Origin of the sequence: Haloarcula halophila (assembly GCF_029278565.1) — an archaeon.
GTDB lineage: Archaea > Halobacteriota > Halobacteria > Halobacteriales > Haloarculaceae > Haloarcula > Haloarcula halophila.
Window position 1 is genome coordinate 2,675,146 of sequence record NZ_CP119559.1, and the last position, 13,521, is coordinate 2,688,666.

Annotated in this window: 14 protein-coding genes; 8 read left to right on the forward strand and 6 right to left on the reverse strand. The window is 67.0% G+C overall.

The window, feature by feature from the left end:
* Positions 1–957, forward strand: coding sequence for a segregation/condensation protein A (locus P0204_RS14075; RefSeq protein ID WP_276180309.1), 957 nt, complete (start codon positions 1–3; stop codon positions 955–957).
* On the opposite strand, the gene P0204_RS14080 is transcribed toward P0204_RS14075, so the two are convergent.
* Together P0204_RS14080 and P0204_RS14085 are read right to left on the reverse strand one after the other, a co-directional pair.
* The gene (locus P0204_RS14080; RefSeq protein ID WP_276180311.1) at positions 958–2,166 is read right to left on the reverse strand and encodes a cation:proton antiporter; all 1,209 of its coding nucleotides are present in this window, start codon (positions 2,164–2,166) and stop codon (positions 958–960) included. It abuts the gene before it with no gap.
* A 32-nt stretch (positions 2,167–2,198) separates the two neighbouring features.
* Positions 2,199–2,687: a cation:proton antiporter regulatory subunit gene (locus tag P0204_RS14085; RefSeq protein ID WP_276180313.1), complete on the reverse strand. Its 489-nt coding sequence runs from the start codon at positions 2,685–2,687 to the stop codon at positions 2,199–2,201.
* Positions 2,688–2,798: 111 nt separating this feature from the next.
* On the opposite strand from P0204_RS14085, the gene P0204_RS14090 reads away from it, so the two are divergent.
* On the forward strand, positions 2,799–3,962 hold the full coding sequence (locus tag P0204_RS14090) for a site-2 protease family protein (RefSeq protein ID WP_276180315.1): 1,164 nt from the start codon (positions 2,799–2,801) through the stop codon (positions 3,960–3,962).
* A gap of 5 nt (positions 3,963–3,967) precedes the next feature.
* On the opposite strand, the gene P0204_RS14095 is transcribed toward P0204_RS14090, so the two are convergent.
* Positions 3,968–4,615, reverse strand: a complete 648-nt coding sequence (locus P0204_RS14095) for a hypothetical protein (RefSeq protein ID WP_276180317.1) — start codon at positions 4,613–4,615, stop codon at positions 3,968–3,970.
* A gap of 83 nt (positions 4,616–4,698) precedes the next feature.
* On the opposite strand from P0204_RS14095, the gene P0204_RS14100 reads away from it, so the two are divergent.
* Positions 4,699–4,962 carry a hypothetical protein gene (locus P0204_RS14100; RefSeq protein WP_276180319.1) on the forward strand — a complete coding sequence of 88 codons (264 nt, stop codon included), beginning with the start codon at positions 4,699–4,701 and terminating at the stop codon, positions 4,960–4,962.
* A gap of 50 nt (positions 4,963–5,012) precedes the next feature.
* Positions 5,013–5,285 (forward strand): hypothetical protein, encoded by a 273-nt coding sequence (locus tag P0204_RS14105; protein WP_276180321.1) that lies wholly within the window; start codon positions 5,013–5,015, stop codon positions 5,283–5,285.
* Here P0204_RS14105 and P0204_RS14110 read toward each other — a convergent pair.
* Complete coding sequence (locus tag P0204_RS14110; protein ID WP_276180324.1) at positions 5,282–5,992, reverse strand: phosphoribosyltransferase; 711 nt, start codon at positions 5,990–5,992, stop codon at positions 5,282–5,284. The two genes, P0204_RS14105 and P0204_RS14110, sit on opposite strands and share 4 nt — an antisense overlap.
* A 262-nt stretch (positions 5,993–6,254) precedes the next feature.
* On the opposite strand from P0204_RS14110, the gene P0204_RS14115 reads away from it, so the two are divergent.
* The 3 genes from P0204_RS14115 to P0204_RS14125 all read left to right on the forward strand — a co-directional run bounded on the left by P0204_RS14115 (position 6,255) and on the right by P0204_RS14125 (position 10,511).
* Positions 6,255–7,166, forward strand: coding sequence for a PhzF family phenazine biosynthesis protein (locus tag P0204_RS14115; protein WP_276180326.1), 912 nt, complete (start codon positions 6,255–6,257; stop codon positions 7,164–7,166).
* 85 nt (positions 7,167–7,251) lie between these two features.
* On the forward strand, positions 7,252–9,561 hold the full coding sequence (ppsA, locus tag P0204_RS14120) for a phosphoenolpyruvate synthase (protein ID WP_276180329.1): 2,310 nt from the start codon (positions 7,252–7,254) through the stop codon (positions 9,559–9,561).
* Between the two features lie 44 nt (positions 9,562–9,605).
* The gene (locus P0204_RS14125) at positions 9,606–10,511 is read left to right on the forward strand and encodes an RAD55 family ATPase (protein WP_276180331.1); all 906 of its coding nucleotides are present in this window, start codon (positions 9,606–9,608) and stop codon (positions 10,509–10,511) included.
* A 61-nt stretch (positions 10,512–10,572) separates the two neighbouring features.
* Here the strand turns inward: P0204_RS14125 and P0204_RS14130 are convergent, their stop codons facing one another.
* A complete protein-coding gene (locus P0204_RS14130) occupies positions 10,573–11,223 on the reverse strand; it encodes a DUF7504 family protein (protein ID WP_276180333.1) in 651 nt (216 codons plus the stop codon).
* Positions 11,220–12,149, reverse strand: coding sequence for a GAF domain-containing protein (locus P0204_RS14135; protein WP_276180335.1), 930 nt, complete (start codon positions 12,147–12,149; stop codon positions 11,220–11,222). Before P0204_RS14135 ends, P0204_RS14130 begins: the two co-directional genes overlap by 4 nt.
* Positions 12,150–12,270: 121 nt before the next feature.
* On the opposite strand from P0204_RS14135, the gene mfnA reads away from it, so the two are divergent.
* The gene (mfnA, locus tag P0204_RS14140) at positions 12,271–13,323 is read left to right on the forward strand and encodes a tyrosine decarboxylase MfnA (RefSeq protein WP_276180337.1); all 1,053 of its coding nucleotides are present in this window, start codon (positions 12,271–12,273) and stop codon (positions 13,321–13,323) included.
* The last annotated feature ends 198 nt before the right edge of the window (positions 13,324–13,521 follow it).

Sequence of the window (13,521 nt, forward strand, 5' to 3'; positions counted from 1 at the left end):
ATGACAGACGACGACATCCCCCTGGACATCAGCGGACACGAGGACAGGGAGCCGCCAGGCTCCGACAGTCAAGCGGGGAGCGACGGGACCCGCGAGGAAAGGGAGCCGCCAGGCTCCGACGACGCGGAGTCGCTGCTCGACGACTCGCCGGAGGAAGGGACAGCCGACGGCGAAGACGAGGAGGTCGAACCCGTCGAGGTGCTCGTCCAGTTGGCCGACGACGGGGAGATCGATCCCTGGGACATCGACGTCGTCGAGGTGACCGACAAGTTCCTCGACCACATCGACGACGCGGACCTGCGGACCTCCGGGCGGGTCCTGTTCTACGCCTCCGTGCTCATCCGGATGAAAAGCGACGCGATGCTCGGAGAGGACGAGCCAGCCGAAGAACCCGCAGAACCCTGGGAACAGGCGATGACCGAGGACGCGCCGATCGAAGACCCGGACCCGTTCACCGCACTGGAGTCCGAGATGGACCGGCGGCTCGAACGCCGGCGCGCCCGGGGAATGCCACAGACGCTGGACGAACTCGTCCGTGACCTCCGGGAGGCAGAACGGGACTCCTGGTGGAAGGAGTCCCGGGAGTACGACACCAGCGACTCCCCGAGCGGCTACGACCGCGGGACACAGGAACTGGACTACCGGGCCAACGACGACTTCCGGATGGACGACGAGCCGACGGTCGACGACGTCACCGGAACGGCCCACGCGGAGGACATGGACGCGATCATCGAGGACGTCCACGCAGCCGTCCGGGAACACTACGACCAGGGCCGCGAGGAGGTGCTGTACGAGGAAGTCGAGACCGCCGGCGGCACCCGCGTCGAGACGTTCCTGGGACTGCTCTTTCTGGCCCACCGCGGGCAGGTCCGTCTCCAGCAGGACGACCTCTTCGGCGACCTCTGGATACAGGACCCCAACGCGGTGCTGAGTTCTGAAGAGGCCGTCGCGGACTGATCACCCGCCGAGTCGGGACTCGACGGCGGTCTCGATCGGTTCGGAGTACTGCATCAACAGCGTGCCGAGGATGCTCATCACGAGGACGTAGCCGACGGCAAACGAGTAGAGCTCTCCGGCCATCGCGGCCGACAGCGACCCGCCGGCGCCGGTCAGCGCCACGGCGGCGATGATCAGCGAGAACTCCCCGCGGGTGACCATCCCCAGGCCGACCCGCGTCGAGCGCCGGATACTGAGGCCGTAGACGCGGCCGCCGAGATAGCCCGAGACGGCTTTCGTCGGGACCGAGACGACGGCCGCGACGGCGACCAGACCCGCGACCCCGGCGACCAGCGCGGGGTCGGTCTCGACGCCGATCCAGAAGAAAAAGACCGCGGCGAAGGTGTCCCGGATCGGTTCGAGCAGTTCCGACAGGTCGTGGACGTGGGAGGTCGAGGCGAAGGCCATCCCGACGAAGAAGGCCGCGACGGCCTCGCTGACGCCCAGCGCCAGGGCCGCGCCGGCGACGAGCACCGTGATCCCGATCGCCCGGAGGACGGTGAACTCCCGGGAACTGGTTGCCAGCGACCGCTCGAACCACGCGGTCCCCAGGTAGACGACCAGGACGAGCGCGAGGATGAAGCCGACGGCGACGCCGACGGAGGTTACCGTCTCCACGAGATCGTTCCCGCCCGCGACGAGCGCGGCAGCGATCGTCAGGTAGACGGCGATGACGAGGTCCTCGAAGACGAGTGTCCCCAGTAGCGGGTCGGCCTCGTCGTTGGCGATCCACCCCAGGTCGATGAGCGACTTCGTGATGATCGCCGACGAGGAGATGTAGACGATACCGGCGACCAGCAGGGCAGCCAGCGGGTCGCCGAAGAGGACGAACCCCAACAGGAGACCCGCGGTGAAGTTCACCGCGAAGTCGATGACGCCAGCCCGGACGATGCGGTCGCGGCTCTCGACGAGTCGACTCGGATTGAACTCCAGGCCCAGGAAGAAGAGGAGGAAGACGATCCCGAGTTCGGCACCGATCTCGACGAACTCGGTGGACTCGACGCTCGGCACCGCGTAGCCGCCGACCGAGAACTGGCCGGCGACCGACGGCGAGAGCACCATCCCGACGACGATGTAGAAGGGGATGACGGACTTGTCCAGCCGGGTCGAGAGCACGCCAGCGGCCGCGATGGCCGCGAACATCACGCCGACTTCTAACAGGTTTGCCACTCCACGTCACCTCCGCAGGTGCGGGGAGACACCTACGCGTCCCCCGTCAGCAGGTCCTCGAACTGGTCGCAACTCTCCCGGTCGCCGACGGCGACGAGCGTGTCGCCAGCCCGGAGTTCGGTCTCGGCCAGCGTGTCCGAGAGCACCTCGTCCTCGCGCTGGATGGCGACGACGGTGACGCCGGTGCGGTTGGCCACGTCGGCGCTTCGCAGGGTCTCGCCGACCAGCGGCGAGTCGTCCCCGATGGCGTACCACTCTAGAAGCGTCCCTTCGGCGAGCATCGTCTCGACGCTCTCGGAGGCGACCGGCTGGAAGTACGCCCCCTCTAGGATCGTCCCGACGGTTCGGGCTAGCTGGTCCGAGAGTTCGAACAGTTCCTCGGAGTCGGCGTCGGAGCCGTCTTTCAGGAAGAGCTGGCGTTTTCCGGTGTTGTGGGTGACGATGACCAGGCGCTTGTCGCCCCCGATCTCGATCTCGTGTTTCTTCCCGACGCCGGGAAGATCGCTCTCGGAGATATCCATACCTTCGCCGTGGACGTGTACGACTATAATGCTCCGGGCCGGCTCCGGCAACCGATGCACCGAGCCGGCTCCGGCAAACAGCCTAAACGGGTCGAGTCCCTAGCCGGCACGATGAGTGAGGACTCCCTCCCGGGTGAGTTTCCCGGCGACCGTCTGGCAGGCACCGTCCGGGACGCCGAGCGCCTGCCCGAGGACCTTCCGGCCCCGAGACGGCTGGCGGAGAGCTTTCGCGTCTACGAAGTCGACGCGGCGACCGACGAGGGTGTCAAGTATTACGGCGATCCGGTCGTCGACAGCGACACGATCCTCCAGCGGATCGGGCCGCTGTTCCGTCAACGGGGGTACCGGGTCGCGCTCCGGGAGGAGATGGGCGAACACGTCCTGGTCGCCCAGCAGCGCTCGGTCGGCGTCGACGGCGTCCCGTGGACGAACGTCCTCCTGGCGGCCGCGACGCTGCTGTCGACGCTGTTTGCCGGGAGCCGCTGGTACGGCCTCGACGTGCTGGGGGACCCCGCCTCGATCATCCAGGCCTGGCCCTTCGCCGCGGGCGTCCTGGGTATCCTCGCGATCCACGAGTCGGGCCACTACGTGTTGAGCCGGTACCACCGGGTCGAGGCCAGCCTCCCGTACTTCATCCCGCTGCCGTTCAACGTCATCGGGACGCTGGGCGCGGTCATTCGGATGAACGACAACATCCCGGACCGGCGCGCGCTGTTCGACATCGGGGTCGCGGGGCCGCTGGCCGGCCTCGTCGCTACGGTGGTCGTGACGGCCGTCGGCGTCACGCTCCCGCCGGTCCAGGTCGCCGGCGGCGTCGTCACCCAGGTCGAACTGGGCTTTCCGCCGTTGATCCAGGGGATCGCCGTGCTCGTCGGTGAACCGCTACAGTATTCGGACCCGACGACGATCGTCAACCCGGTCGTCATCGCGGGGTGGGTCGGCGCCTTCGTCACGTTCCTGAACCTGCTGCCGGTCGGCCAACTGGACGGCGCTCACGTCGTCCGGTCGCTGGTCGGCGAGCGGTTCGGCAGCGTCCAGCTCGTCGTCCCGGTCGCACTGTTCGGGCTCGCGGGCTACCTCGTCGCGTTCGAGCGCGGTCAGGGCGCCTTCCTCTGGGGGTTCTGGGGCGTCCTCGCGCTGGTGTTCAGCCGTGCCGGCGCGGTGACTCCCTTCGACGAGACGCCGCTGGGTCCCGGCCGGAGCGCAGTCGGCGTCCTGACACTGCTGCTGGGCGTCCTCTGTTTCGTGCCGGTGCCGATCGTGGTCTCGGTCTGACCGGCTCAGATCCCGTAGGGGTCGTAGTCGGGCCGGGTGTCGGCTTCGCGCGGGCAGTCGTACAGCTCGCGGAACTCCGCGAGCGTCTCGTCGGCGCCGTCGGAAAACAAGACGACGACGCCGTAGGGGTGGCTGTACTGGTCGGTATCCGGCGGGTCGGGATCGACGAACAGCGCGTCCGTCACCGGCTCTCCGACGCTCGGTAGCTCGGTCAGCCACGGTTCCATCGGGACCAGCCCGGTGAGGACGCTCGGGACGAACGATCCGCCGGGCAGCGGGTCGCGCGGCTGGACGTACACCTCCGCGACGGGCGTGCCGTCTTCTTTGAGGATCGCCCTGGCGGGGTGGTCCAGTCCCGGCTCCCACAGCTCTCTGGCGACCGCCGGGGGCTCCGCGTCGACGGCGAAGTCCATCGCGACGCCGCCGATCCGCTCGACGGACTGGATCGACCAGGGGTCGTCGGGGTCCTCCGGGTCACCGGCGAGTGTCGCCTCGACGAGATCGCCGGTCCGCAGACTGTCGACGGTCGACTGCTCATCGTAGCCCGACTGGAACACCGTGTACAACCGCGTCTCCGCCGTGTCGAAGAAGTTGACGTGGGGCACCGACTCGACGACACGGAAGACGCGGAACGTCCCCGTTCGTTCCTCCATGGGGTCCGTAGCGGTCCCACGTTCAAGACTCCGCGGGTCGAGCCCGCACAACACACAAGACGACGGCCATCGTTGGTGTGGATATGAGCCAACAAGCGGGCGTCCCGGAGCCCGACCCGGAGGAGTTGCTGGCCGCCGTCGAGCGACTCCTCGACGAGACGGTCGACCGCGAGGAGTCGATCTATCTGGAGGCCGAGGACCTCACGGTGACTGTCCCGATCCGTTTCGGCGACGACTCCCCGCAGGCGACCTGGCGGTTCAACGGGGGTGTCAACGTCGATGTCGACGGGATCAGGGGGCCGCTCCGGGAGTGGATCGAGATCCACGAGGAAGCCAGCGACCGGTAGGCCAGTCACGAAAACGTTTCAACCGAGCGACCCGAACCACCGGCTGTCCCATGACTGGCAACGACTGCGATCCCCTGGACGAGGACCCCGAACGAGCGGCGGAACGGTCGGCGACCGTCGGCGGATTCGTCGGCGCAGTGCTGGGCTCTCCCGGCGGCCCCGTCGGCGCGAGCATCGGCGGACTCGTCGGCGGGTCGACCGGCTACGCGGTCGGCTACGCGCTGGGTGATATGGAACAGGAACACCGACACGACCACGACGATGACGATGACGACGGCCCCGTCTCCGTCCCCGTCGACGAGGAAGACGGCGACGACAGCTAACCGTCGGCGAGTCGCCAGGCGTCGGTCCCGTCAGCGGTCGTCGTCCCCTCGGCGACGGCCCGACGCTCCATCTCGGTGAGGACTTCGTCGAGCCGACCGGGCTGTGCGACCTCCATCGAGATGCGGGTGACCCCGTGGTACTCCGCGAGGAGCTTCCGGAGGTCCTCGGCGGTGTGGTGCTGTCGGTCGGATTTCTCCATGACGCCTTCGAGCAGTTCGATCATGTCCTCGACGAAGTTCCACGGATAGACCACCCACTGCCAGGTATCGAGCCGTTCGCCGACGAAGTCGGGTTCGTACTCGCTGGTCTGGAGCAACTGGAGCGTGGCCGTCCGCACACTCGCGGGAGCATTGTCCTCGACACACTCGGCGGCCATCGAGATGGAGCCGCCGGTGTCGGCGATATCGTCGACGATCAGAACGTCCTTGCCGTCGACTGCGCCGTCGGCCAGCGGATAGCGGACTTCCGGCTCGCCGCTTTTCTGTGCCGTCCCGACGTAGTGTTCGACCTTCAGACTCGCCAGATCGTCCAATCCCAGGAAGTCACAGAGACACCGCCCGGCGAACCAGCCGCCGCGTGCCAGCGCAACGATGACGTCCGGTTCGAAGTCGGCCGCTTTCACCTCGTCGGCTACGTCGCGGCAGAGCCCGTAGATGTACTCCCAGTTGGTGATGGTACACGGAAACTCCTCCGGTAACTCGCCCATGTGTCATCGCTTGTGCGCCGGGACTTAACGGTTTCAGGACGGCGCTCAGTTCAACAGGGCCGAATCGGTGGTCACACGACGGGCAGGCGACCACCTGTGGCGGCCGCTCGACGACGGCGAACCGGTGGCTCCAGCCGAGGTATCCACAGTCGGGACAGCGCCGGACGAACGGGGGGAGCATACCGACCGTCGGTCGCGAACGGACATCAATCCGCGCCGGACACCGACAAAGGTTATCACTGCAACCCCACAACGGGCGGGCATGGAGACGAGACAGGCGCTGCTCGTCGATGCCTTCGCCGACGAGCCACTGGCCGGCAACCCGGCCGGTGTGGTGCCCGAGGCCGAGGGACTGACAGCCGACCAGATGCGGGCCGTCGCCAGCGAATTGGGGGCCAGCGAGACGGCGTTCGTCCTCCCGGCCACCGACAGTGACGCCGACCGGCGGCTCCGATTCTTCTCGCCGGAACGGGAAGTCGACCTCTGTGGGCACGCGACCGTCGCTGCGCACGCGGCCCTCGCCGAACGGGGAGTCGTCGAGGACGGCCAGCACACGATGGCGACGGAAGCCGGCGTCTTCGAGGTCGAGACGAAGGAAAACGACATGGTCTGGATGGAACAGGACGAGGCCGACATCCGGACGGTCGACCTCGACGAACAGCGGGTCGCAGACGCGCTCGGACTCGACGTAGCGACGCTCCGGGACGTGGGTGCGGACCTCCCCCTGTCGGTCGCCGATACGGGGTTCCCGTGGCTGGTCGTCCCGGTGAACTACTTCGAACATCTCGGCAGTATCGACCCCGACGTGACCGCGATCGAGGAACTCTGCAGGGCGGTCGACGCCGAGGGGATCTACCCGTTCACGTTCGACACGATCAGCGGCCGATCGACGCTCCACGGGCGAGCGTTCGCCCCGCTTGCCGGCATCGCCGAAGACCCCGTCACTGGGACTGCTGCCGGAGCCTGTGGTGCCTACATCCGCCGGCACGGCGCAATCGACAGTACGGTCGAGCAGGTGGTCGTCGAGCAGGGTCACTTCATCGACCGTCCGGGGACAGTGACGGTCGATACCGACGGACTCGAAGTGTGGATCGGTGGCCGCGGAGTCACGTCGCTGTCCGGCGATATCACCGTCCCGCCGGCCGCCGAGGACGACGACATCATCGAGATCTGATTGTCTCGGTTTCGAGTGAACGGAAGCCGGGAATGCCGCGACCGGAAAGATCATACTCGTCGTTCATGAACAACTCGATGAGTCAATGCCAACACTGTGGCTCGACGATATCGGTGCCGACGACCTCGACGTGGTCGGCGGCAAGGCAGCGTCTCTCGGAGAACTCACCGCGGCCGGGCTGCCGGTTCCGTCGGCGTTCGTCGTCACGGCCGACACCTATCGTTCGTTCATCGAAGAATCGGGGATCGACACGGAGCTGTTCGAGACGGTCGATATCGACAGCGACGACTCACAGGCGCTCGCGGCGGCCGCCGAACGCGCACAGGAACTCATCCTGGAGACCGACACGCCCCCGTCGGTACGCGAGGACCTGCTCGCCGCGTACGACCAGATGGGGGAGTCGGATGTCGCGGTCCGCTCTTCGGCGACCGCGGAGGACCTGCCCGACGCCTCCTTCGCCGGCCAGCAGGAGACGTTCCTGAACGTCTCGCGGGCCGACCTGCTCGATCGCGTCAAGGAATGCTGGGCCTCGCTGTTCACCCAGCGGGCGATCTACTACCGCCAGGAACAGGGCTTTTCCCACGTCGACGTCGACATCGCGGTCGTCGTCCAGGAGATGGTCGACGCCGAGAAGTCCGGCGTCATGTTCACGAGTCATCCCTCGACCGGGGCACCGAAGGCAATCCTCGAAGCCGCGTGGGGGCTGGGCGAGGCCGTCGTCTCCGGGGCTGTCTCGCCGGACAACTATATCGTCGATCGCGAGAGCGGCGAGGTCGAGGAAGCCACCGTCGCCGACAAGAAGGTGATGTGTGTCCGCGGCGAGGACGGCGAGACGATCGAGCGTTCGGTCCCCGAGGAGAAACGCACCGAGCGAGTCCTCTCGGCCGACGAGATCGAGCGCCTGTTGGCGATCGGCCAGCGGGTCGAGGACCACTACGACGAGCCACAGGACGTAGAGTGGGCGATCGACGACGACACCATCTACGTCCTCCAGTCCCGACCGATCACGACCATCGACGAGGGGGCGGCCGAAAGCGCCGAGGAGAGCGCCGACGAAACGACCGACGCGACGGCGGCCGGCGTCGCCGACGGCGGCGAGATGGAAGCCCCCGACACTGTCCGTCTGACGGGCATCGGCTCCAGCCCGGGCACGGTGACCGGGACGGTCAGTGTGGTCACCAAACTCGACAACCTCGACAAGGTCTCGGAGGGCGACATCATCGTCGCCGAGATGACCACGCCCGACATGGTGCCGGCGATGAAGCGAGCGGCCGGCATCGTCACCGACGAGGGTGGGATGACGAGCCACGCGGCCATCGTCTCCCGCGAGTTGGGCGTCCCGGCAGTCGTCGGTGCCGAGGACGCAACCGACAGGCTCCGCGACGGCCAGACGGTCACGCTCGACGGCGATATGGGCACTGTCGAACAGGGGACTTCGGTCACCACCGAAGACGACGAGGAGTCCGAACCGGCCGACCAGCCGACCAGCGAGCGTTCCGCGGTCAAACCGATGACCGGGACCGAGGTGAAGGTCAACGTCTCTATCCCCGAGGCCGCCGAACGGGCCGCGGCGACCGGCGCCGACGGGGTCGGCCTGCTCCGCATCGAGCATATGATCCTCTCGACGGACAAGACGCCGGCTCGCTACGTCGAGGACCACGGGGAACGGGCCTATATCGACGAGATCGTCGAGGGCGTCCGGACCGCCGCGGAAGCGTTCTACCCCCGGCCGGTGCGGGTCCGGACGCTGGATGCGCCCTCCGACGAGTTCCGACAGCTCCAGGGCGGCGAGGACGAACCCAGTGAGCACAACCCGATGCTTGGCTACCGGGGTATCCGCCGGTCGCTGGACCGGCCCGGCGAGTTCAAACTCGAACTCCGGGCCTTCGAGCGGCTGTTCGACCTGGGCTACGACAACGTCGAGTTGATGCTCCCGCTGGTGACCGACGCCGAGGACATCCTGCGCGCCAAGTCGCTCATGCGGGAGGTCGGCATCGACCCCGAAAAGCGCCGCTGGGGCGTGATGGTCGAGACGCCCGCCAGCGCGCTGTGTATCGAGGAGCTGTGTGAGACAGGGCTGGACTTCGTCTCTTTCGGCACCAACGACCTCACCCAGTATACGCTGGCGGTCGACCGCAACAACGGCACCGTCGCCGACCGATTCGACGAACTCCACCCGGCCGTGCTGGACCTGATGAGCCAGGTTATCGGTACCTGCCGGGAGAACGACGTGGCGACGAGCATCTGTGGCCAGGCGGCCTCGAAACCCGAGATGGTCCAGTTCCTCGTCGACGAGGGTGTCACTTCCATCTCGCCGAACATCGACGCGGTCCGTGACGTCCAACACGAGGTCAAGCGGGTCGAACAGCGGCTGCTCCTGGAGTCGGTCCGCTGATCGGCCTCCACACTACTTTTTACGGCCGTCGCCGTCGTTGTGGTATGACTCCGTCTGCGCCAGAGGCCAAGAGTATCAGTGCGGGCGTCTCGTACATGCCGTTCGGTATCCCGGGTCTGGACGGCACCCTCCGGGGAATCCCGACCGGGAGTACGGTTCTGGTCGCCGGTGCGCCCGACGCCGGTGGGGACGCGTTCGTCTATACGAGTCTGGCGACGCTGATGCTGGCGAAACACACCCCGGAGATGGTCCCCAACGGGATCGCCCGTCGGAGCGACACGATCCCGGAGTCGGTCACCTACGTCACGCTCTCACAGGACCGCGAGCACGTCTACAGCGAACTGGACGCGGTGCTCGATGGCTACCAGTTCGAGACGCTGACCGAGAACATGACCGTCGTCGACTTCTCCCAGCGGTTCATGGAACTGCTCCCGGTCCCGAAGGCGCTGTTCGACGCTCGCCGGGGCGACAGCGAGATCGAGACGGCGGAGACGACCGTCGAGGGCGAGGACGAGGCGGCCGACGACGCCACGTTCGGGGACCTACTCGAAGACATCAGCGAGGAGATCACCGAGGCGACCGGCGACATCCTCGTGATCGATTCGCTGTCGGATATCGAGCGCGCGACCGAGTTCGGTCTCTCGCAGGGCCGGGAGATCGCCTTTCTCATGGGACTGCGGGAAGCCGTCGTCAACTGGGGCAACGTCGCATACGTCAAACTCGACCGACGGGCCAGCGCCGTTCGTGACGACGATCGAATCCACGGCCTGCTCCACGGTGCCGTCTACTTCTACTCCAACGACAAAGGGTTCGAGACCTACCGAACGATGCGGGTCGGCTCCTTCGGCGGCGCGCTGGACTCGGAGCGCCAGACGGTGTTCGAGTCACTCGTCGGACCGACGGGCTTTCGGGCGAAGGCGACCAAGAAGATCGGTCCCTCGAACTGGTGACCAGGCGACGGCTCATCACCTCGTCTCGCTCGGCGACACTCACCCGGCTGCTGTGAACGGGCTACAGCGACACTGTGACCGTCTCCTGAGCGTCCGGGAGTCCATCGACTGTGAGTTCGGCCTCCCGAACGCCGGTCTTCTCGACCTCGATATGTACCGAAAAGGAGGTCTTGAGGCCGCTGACGATGCTGTTGGCGTCGCCGCCCACGTCGTCGTCGGTGTTCAGTGCACAGACGCCGATCCCGTCGCCCCGGCGGAGGTCGGTCAGGAAACTGGAGTTGAGGAACCGATAGACCGAACGGGTGTCCTCGACGGCCTGGCAGAGCTCTGAACACAGCAGGATTCCGGTCCGGAACCGCTCGGCGTCCTGCTGTGAGGTAGCGACCAGCGAGGAGAACTCCATCCCCAGCCGCGTGAGATCGCTCAGGTCGTCGATCGTCTCGACGTTCGAGCCGCCCCGGCCCTCGGCGGTCAACACGTACGAACGCTCGTCGGACTGCCGGCGGGCGTCGTCGAGCGAGCGCTGGACCGACCGACCGGTAAGATCGGTCGCCAGGACGACGCTCGACTCGTCGGTGTCGGGCGCGACGAAGCCGTGGAACACCGCCTCCAGAGCGTCGGTGTCGTCGCCGGTCAGCAGGATACTCGTCCCGCTCGGGATCGGGCCGAGCGCCCCGGTCTCGACCGCGAAGCCGCGCTCTGTGACGCTCATCGCTCCACCTCTGCGGTGTCGGCGGCGTCCGGACCGACGGCCGTCCCCCCGGCCTGTGCGTCCCGCAGCGACTGGCGGAGTTCCAGGATCTCCATCGCGGTCTCGGCGAACTGCTGGAGGCGCGCGCGTTCCTCGTCGTCGTAGGACCGGACCTCGTAATCCAGCAGGCAGACCTGTCCGATCACGTGGCCGTCGGGCGTGGTCATGTTCGCGCCGGCGTAGGACCTGATCCCCAGGTTCTCTAGCAGTTCGTTCTCGCTGAACCGCCCGTCAGCACGGATGTCCTCGACGACCATCACGTCCTCCTGAAGCATGCTGTGGGTACAGATCGTCTCCTCGCGGGTCACCGAGTCCCAGTCGCCACCGTGACAGGCCAGCAGGTTCTCCTCGTCGCGCTCGATGAGGCCGATAAAGGAGACCGCCGCGTCGAAGTGCTCGGCGATCAGGTCCGTCAGCCGTTCGAAGCTCTCGGTGATCGGCAGCGATTCGACCTCGTAGCGGGCCAGGGCGTCGAGCCGTTCGTCCTCGTCCTCGGGCGCGAGGAAACTGACCTGTGCGCTGTGGTCGATGACGTCGTTGGTGATGAACTGGAGGCGATCGTCGGCGTCCGGCAGGTCACGGTTGAGATACTCGACGATCGTCTCCCCGAACGACTCGGTGTCGATCTCGTCGGGCCGCCGGTCGGTAAAGAGGACTGTCGGTGTCTGTGGCAGTTGTTCGCGGACGGCGGCCACCACGTCGAGACCTGTCCCGTCGTCGAGGTCGTAGGCAGTCACCACACAGACCACCGGAGCGTCGTCGAGTGTCGCCGTCGCCTCGGCGACCGAAGTCGCCCGCAGCGCCGTCAGCGAGTCGTCAGCGTCGATCGTATCCGCGACCGCGTCGATCCGCTGGTCGGTGTCGACACAGAGAACGTTTCTGTTCATATACAGCACGATCGACGGATCATATAAAAAGAGCGATACCTAACGCGATCAACTTTGATACTCGGGCGGCCGTCGGCCGAGCAAAACCGATAAACCGGTTGCCCGCCGTATACCGGATAGAATGCTTCAGCGGGCCGAGCCACAGGAGTTCGAACGCGTCCTCTCGTCGATGTGTACGGTCCCACATCCGACGGCCCGCGAGGCAGCAGAACGGTTCCTCGCGACGAATCCCGGCGATCCCGGCACGTACGAGACGGTCGCGGAACTGGAAGCCGAGGCCGTCGACTCCCTCGGTGAGCTAACTGGCCTGCCGGAGCCGGCGGGCTACGTCGCCTCGGGCGGGACCGAGGCCAACATCCAGGCGATCCGGATCGCCAGGAACCGCGCCGACACCGACGATCCGAACGTCGTCGCTCCGGTCCACGCCCACTTCTCCTTTACAAAGGCCGCCGACGTGCTCGGCGTCGAGTTGCGGACCGCTCCCGCGACGGACCACCGTGTGAACGTCGAGGCCATGGCGGAACTGATCGACGACGACACCATCTGTGTGGTCGGGGTCGCCGGTTCGACGGAGTACGGCTACGTCGACCCCATCCCCGCGATCGCCGACCTCGCGACGGACGCCGACGCGCTCTGTCACGTCGACGCCGCCTGGGGCGGGTTCTACCTCCCCTTCACCGACCACGACTGGCACTTCGGCCACGCGGACGTGGACACGATGACCATCGACCCGCACAAGGTCGGCCAGGCGGCGGTCCCCGCCGGCGGGCTGCTGGCACGGGATCGTTCGCTCCTAGATGAGTTGGCCGTCGAGACGCCGTATCTGGAGTCGACGAGCCAGTTGACCCTGACCGGCACGCGTTCGGGGGCCGGTGTCGCCTCGGCGGTCGCGGCCATGGAGGCGCTGTGGCCGGCCGGCTACCGCGAGCAGTACGAGCGCTCGATGGCCAACGCCGAGTGGCTGGCCGATCAACTGGACGCCCGCGGCCACGAGGTCGTCGGCCCGGAACTCCCGCTCGTCGCGGCGGACCTCTCGGTGCCGATGACCGACGAACTGCGCGACCGCGGCTGGCGCGTCTCCAAGACCGGTGCCGGCGAGATGCGCGTCGTCTGTATGCCCCACGTCACCCGGTCGATGCTGCGGTCGTTCGTGGCGGACCTGGACTGGTACTGAGTGATGCTGCCCGCGAGGACGCCAGCGGCGTCCGAGCGGCTTTTTCGCCCACGTTTTTCGAGGAGGGTGCCCGCAGCGGCGCGAAGCGCCGCGAGGTCACCCGACGCGGAAAAAGGTGGCGTGGCGGACCTGGACTGGTACTGACCGCCCGTTTTCGCTGTTGATACGCGGGCCAGTACGTACATAGTCGTCACTGAC

What these genes read in the sequence shown, in the direction of transcription:
- P0204_RS14075 (WP_276180309.1), top strand. Translation starts at nt 1, where the DNA reads ATGACAGACGACGACATCCCCCTGGACATCAGCGGACACGAGGACAGG.
- P0204_RS14085 (WP_276180313.1), bottom strand. Translation starts at nt 2,687, where the DNA reads ATGGATATCTCCGAGAGCGATCTTCCCGGCGTCGGGAAGAAACACGAG.
- P0204_RS14090 (WP_276180315.1), top strand. Translation starts at nt 2,799, where the DNA reads ATGAGTGAGGACTCCCTCCCGGGTGAGTTTCCCGGCGACCGTCTGGCA.
- P0204_RS14095 (WP_276180317.1), bottom strand. Translation starts at nt 4,615, where the DNA reads ATGGAGGAACGAACGGGGACGTTCCGCGTCTTCCGTGTCGTCGAGTCG.
- P0204_RS14100 (WP_276180319.1), top strand. Translation starts at nt 4,699, where the DNA reads ATGAGCCAACAAGCGGGCGTCCCGGAGCCCGACCCGGAGGAGTTGCTG.
- P0204_RS14105 (WP_276180321.1), top strand. Translation starts at nt 5,013, where the DNA reads ATGACTGGCAACGACTGCGATCCCCTGGACGAGGACCCCGAACGAGCG.
- P0204_RS14110 (WP_276180324.1), bottom strand. Translation starts at nt 5,992, where the DNA reads ATGGGCGAGTTACCGGAGGAGTTTCCGTGTACCATCACCAACTGGGAG.
- P0204_RS14115 (WP_276180326.1), top strand. Translation starts at nt 6,255, where the DNA reads ATGGAGACGAGACAGGCGCTGCTCGTCGATGCCTTCGCCGACGAGCCA.
- ppsA (WP_276180329.1), top strand. Translation starts at nt 7,252, where the DNA reads ATGCCAACACTGTGGCTCGACGATATCGGTGCCGACGACCTCGACGTG.
- P0204_RS14125 (WP_276180331.1), top strand. Translation starts at nt 9,606, where the DNA reads ATGACTCCGTCTGCGCCAGAGGCCAAGAGTATCAGTGCGGGCGTCTCG.
- P0204_RS14130 (WP_276180333.1), bottom strand. Translation starts at nt 11,223, where the DNA reads ATGAGCGTCACAGAGCGCGGCTTCGCGGTCGAGACCGGGGCGCTCGGC.
- P0204_RS14135 (WP_276180335.1), bottom strand. Translation starts at nt 12,149, where the DNA reads ATGAACAGAAACGTTCTCTGTGTCGACACCGACCAGCGGATCGACGCG.
- mfnA (WP_276180337.1), top strand. Translation starts at nt 12,271, where the DNA reads ATGCTTCAGCGGGCCGAGCCACAGGAGTTCGAACGCGTCCTCTCGTCG.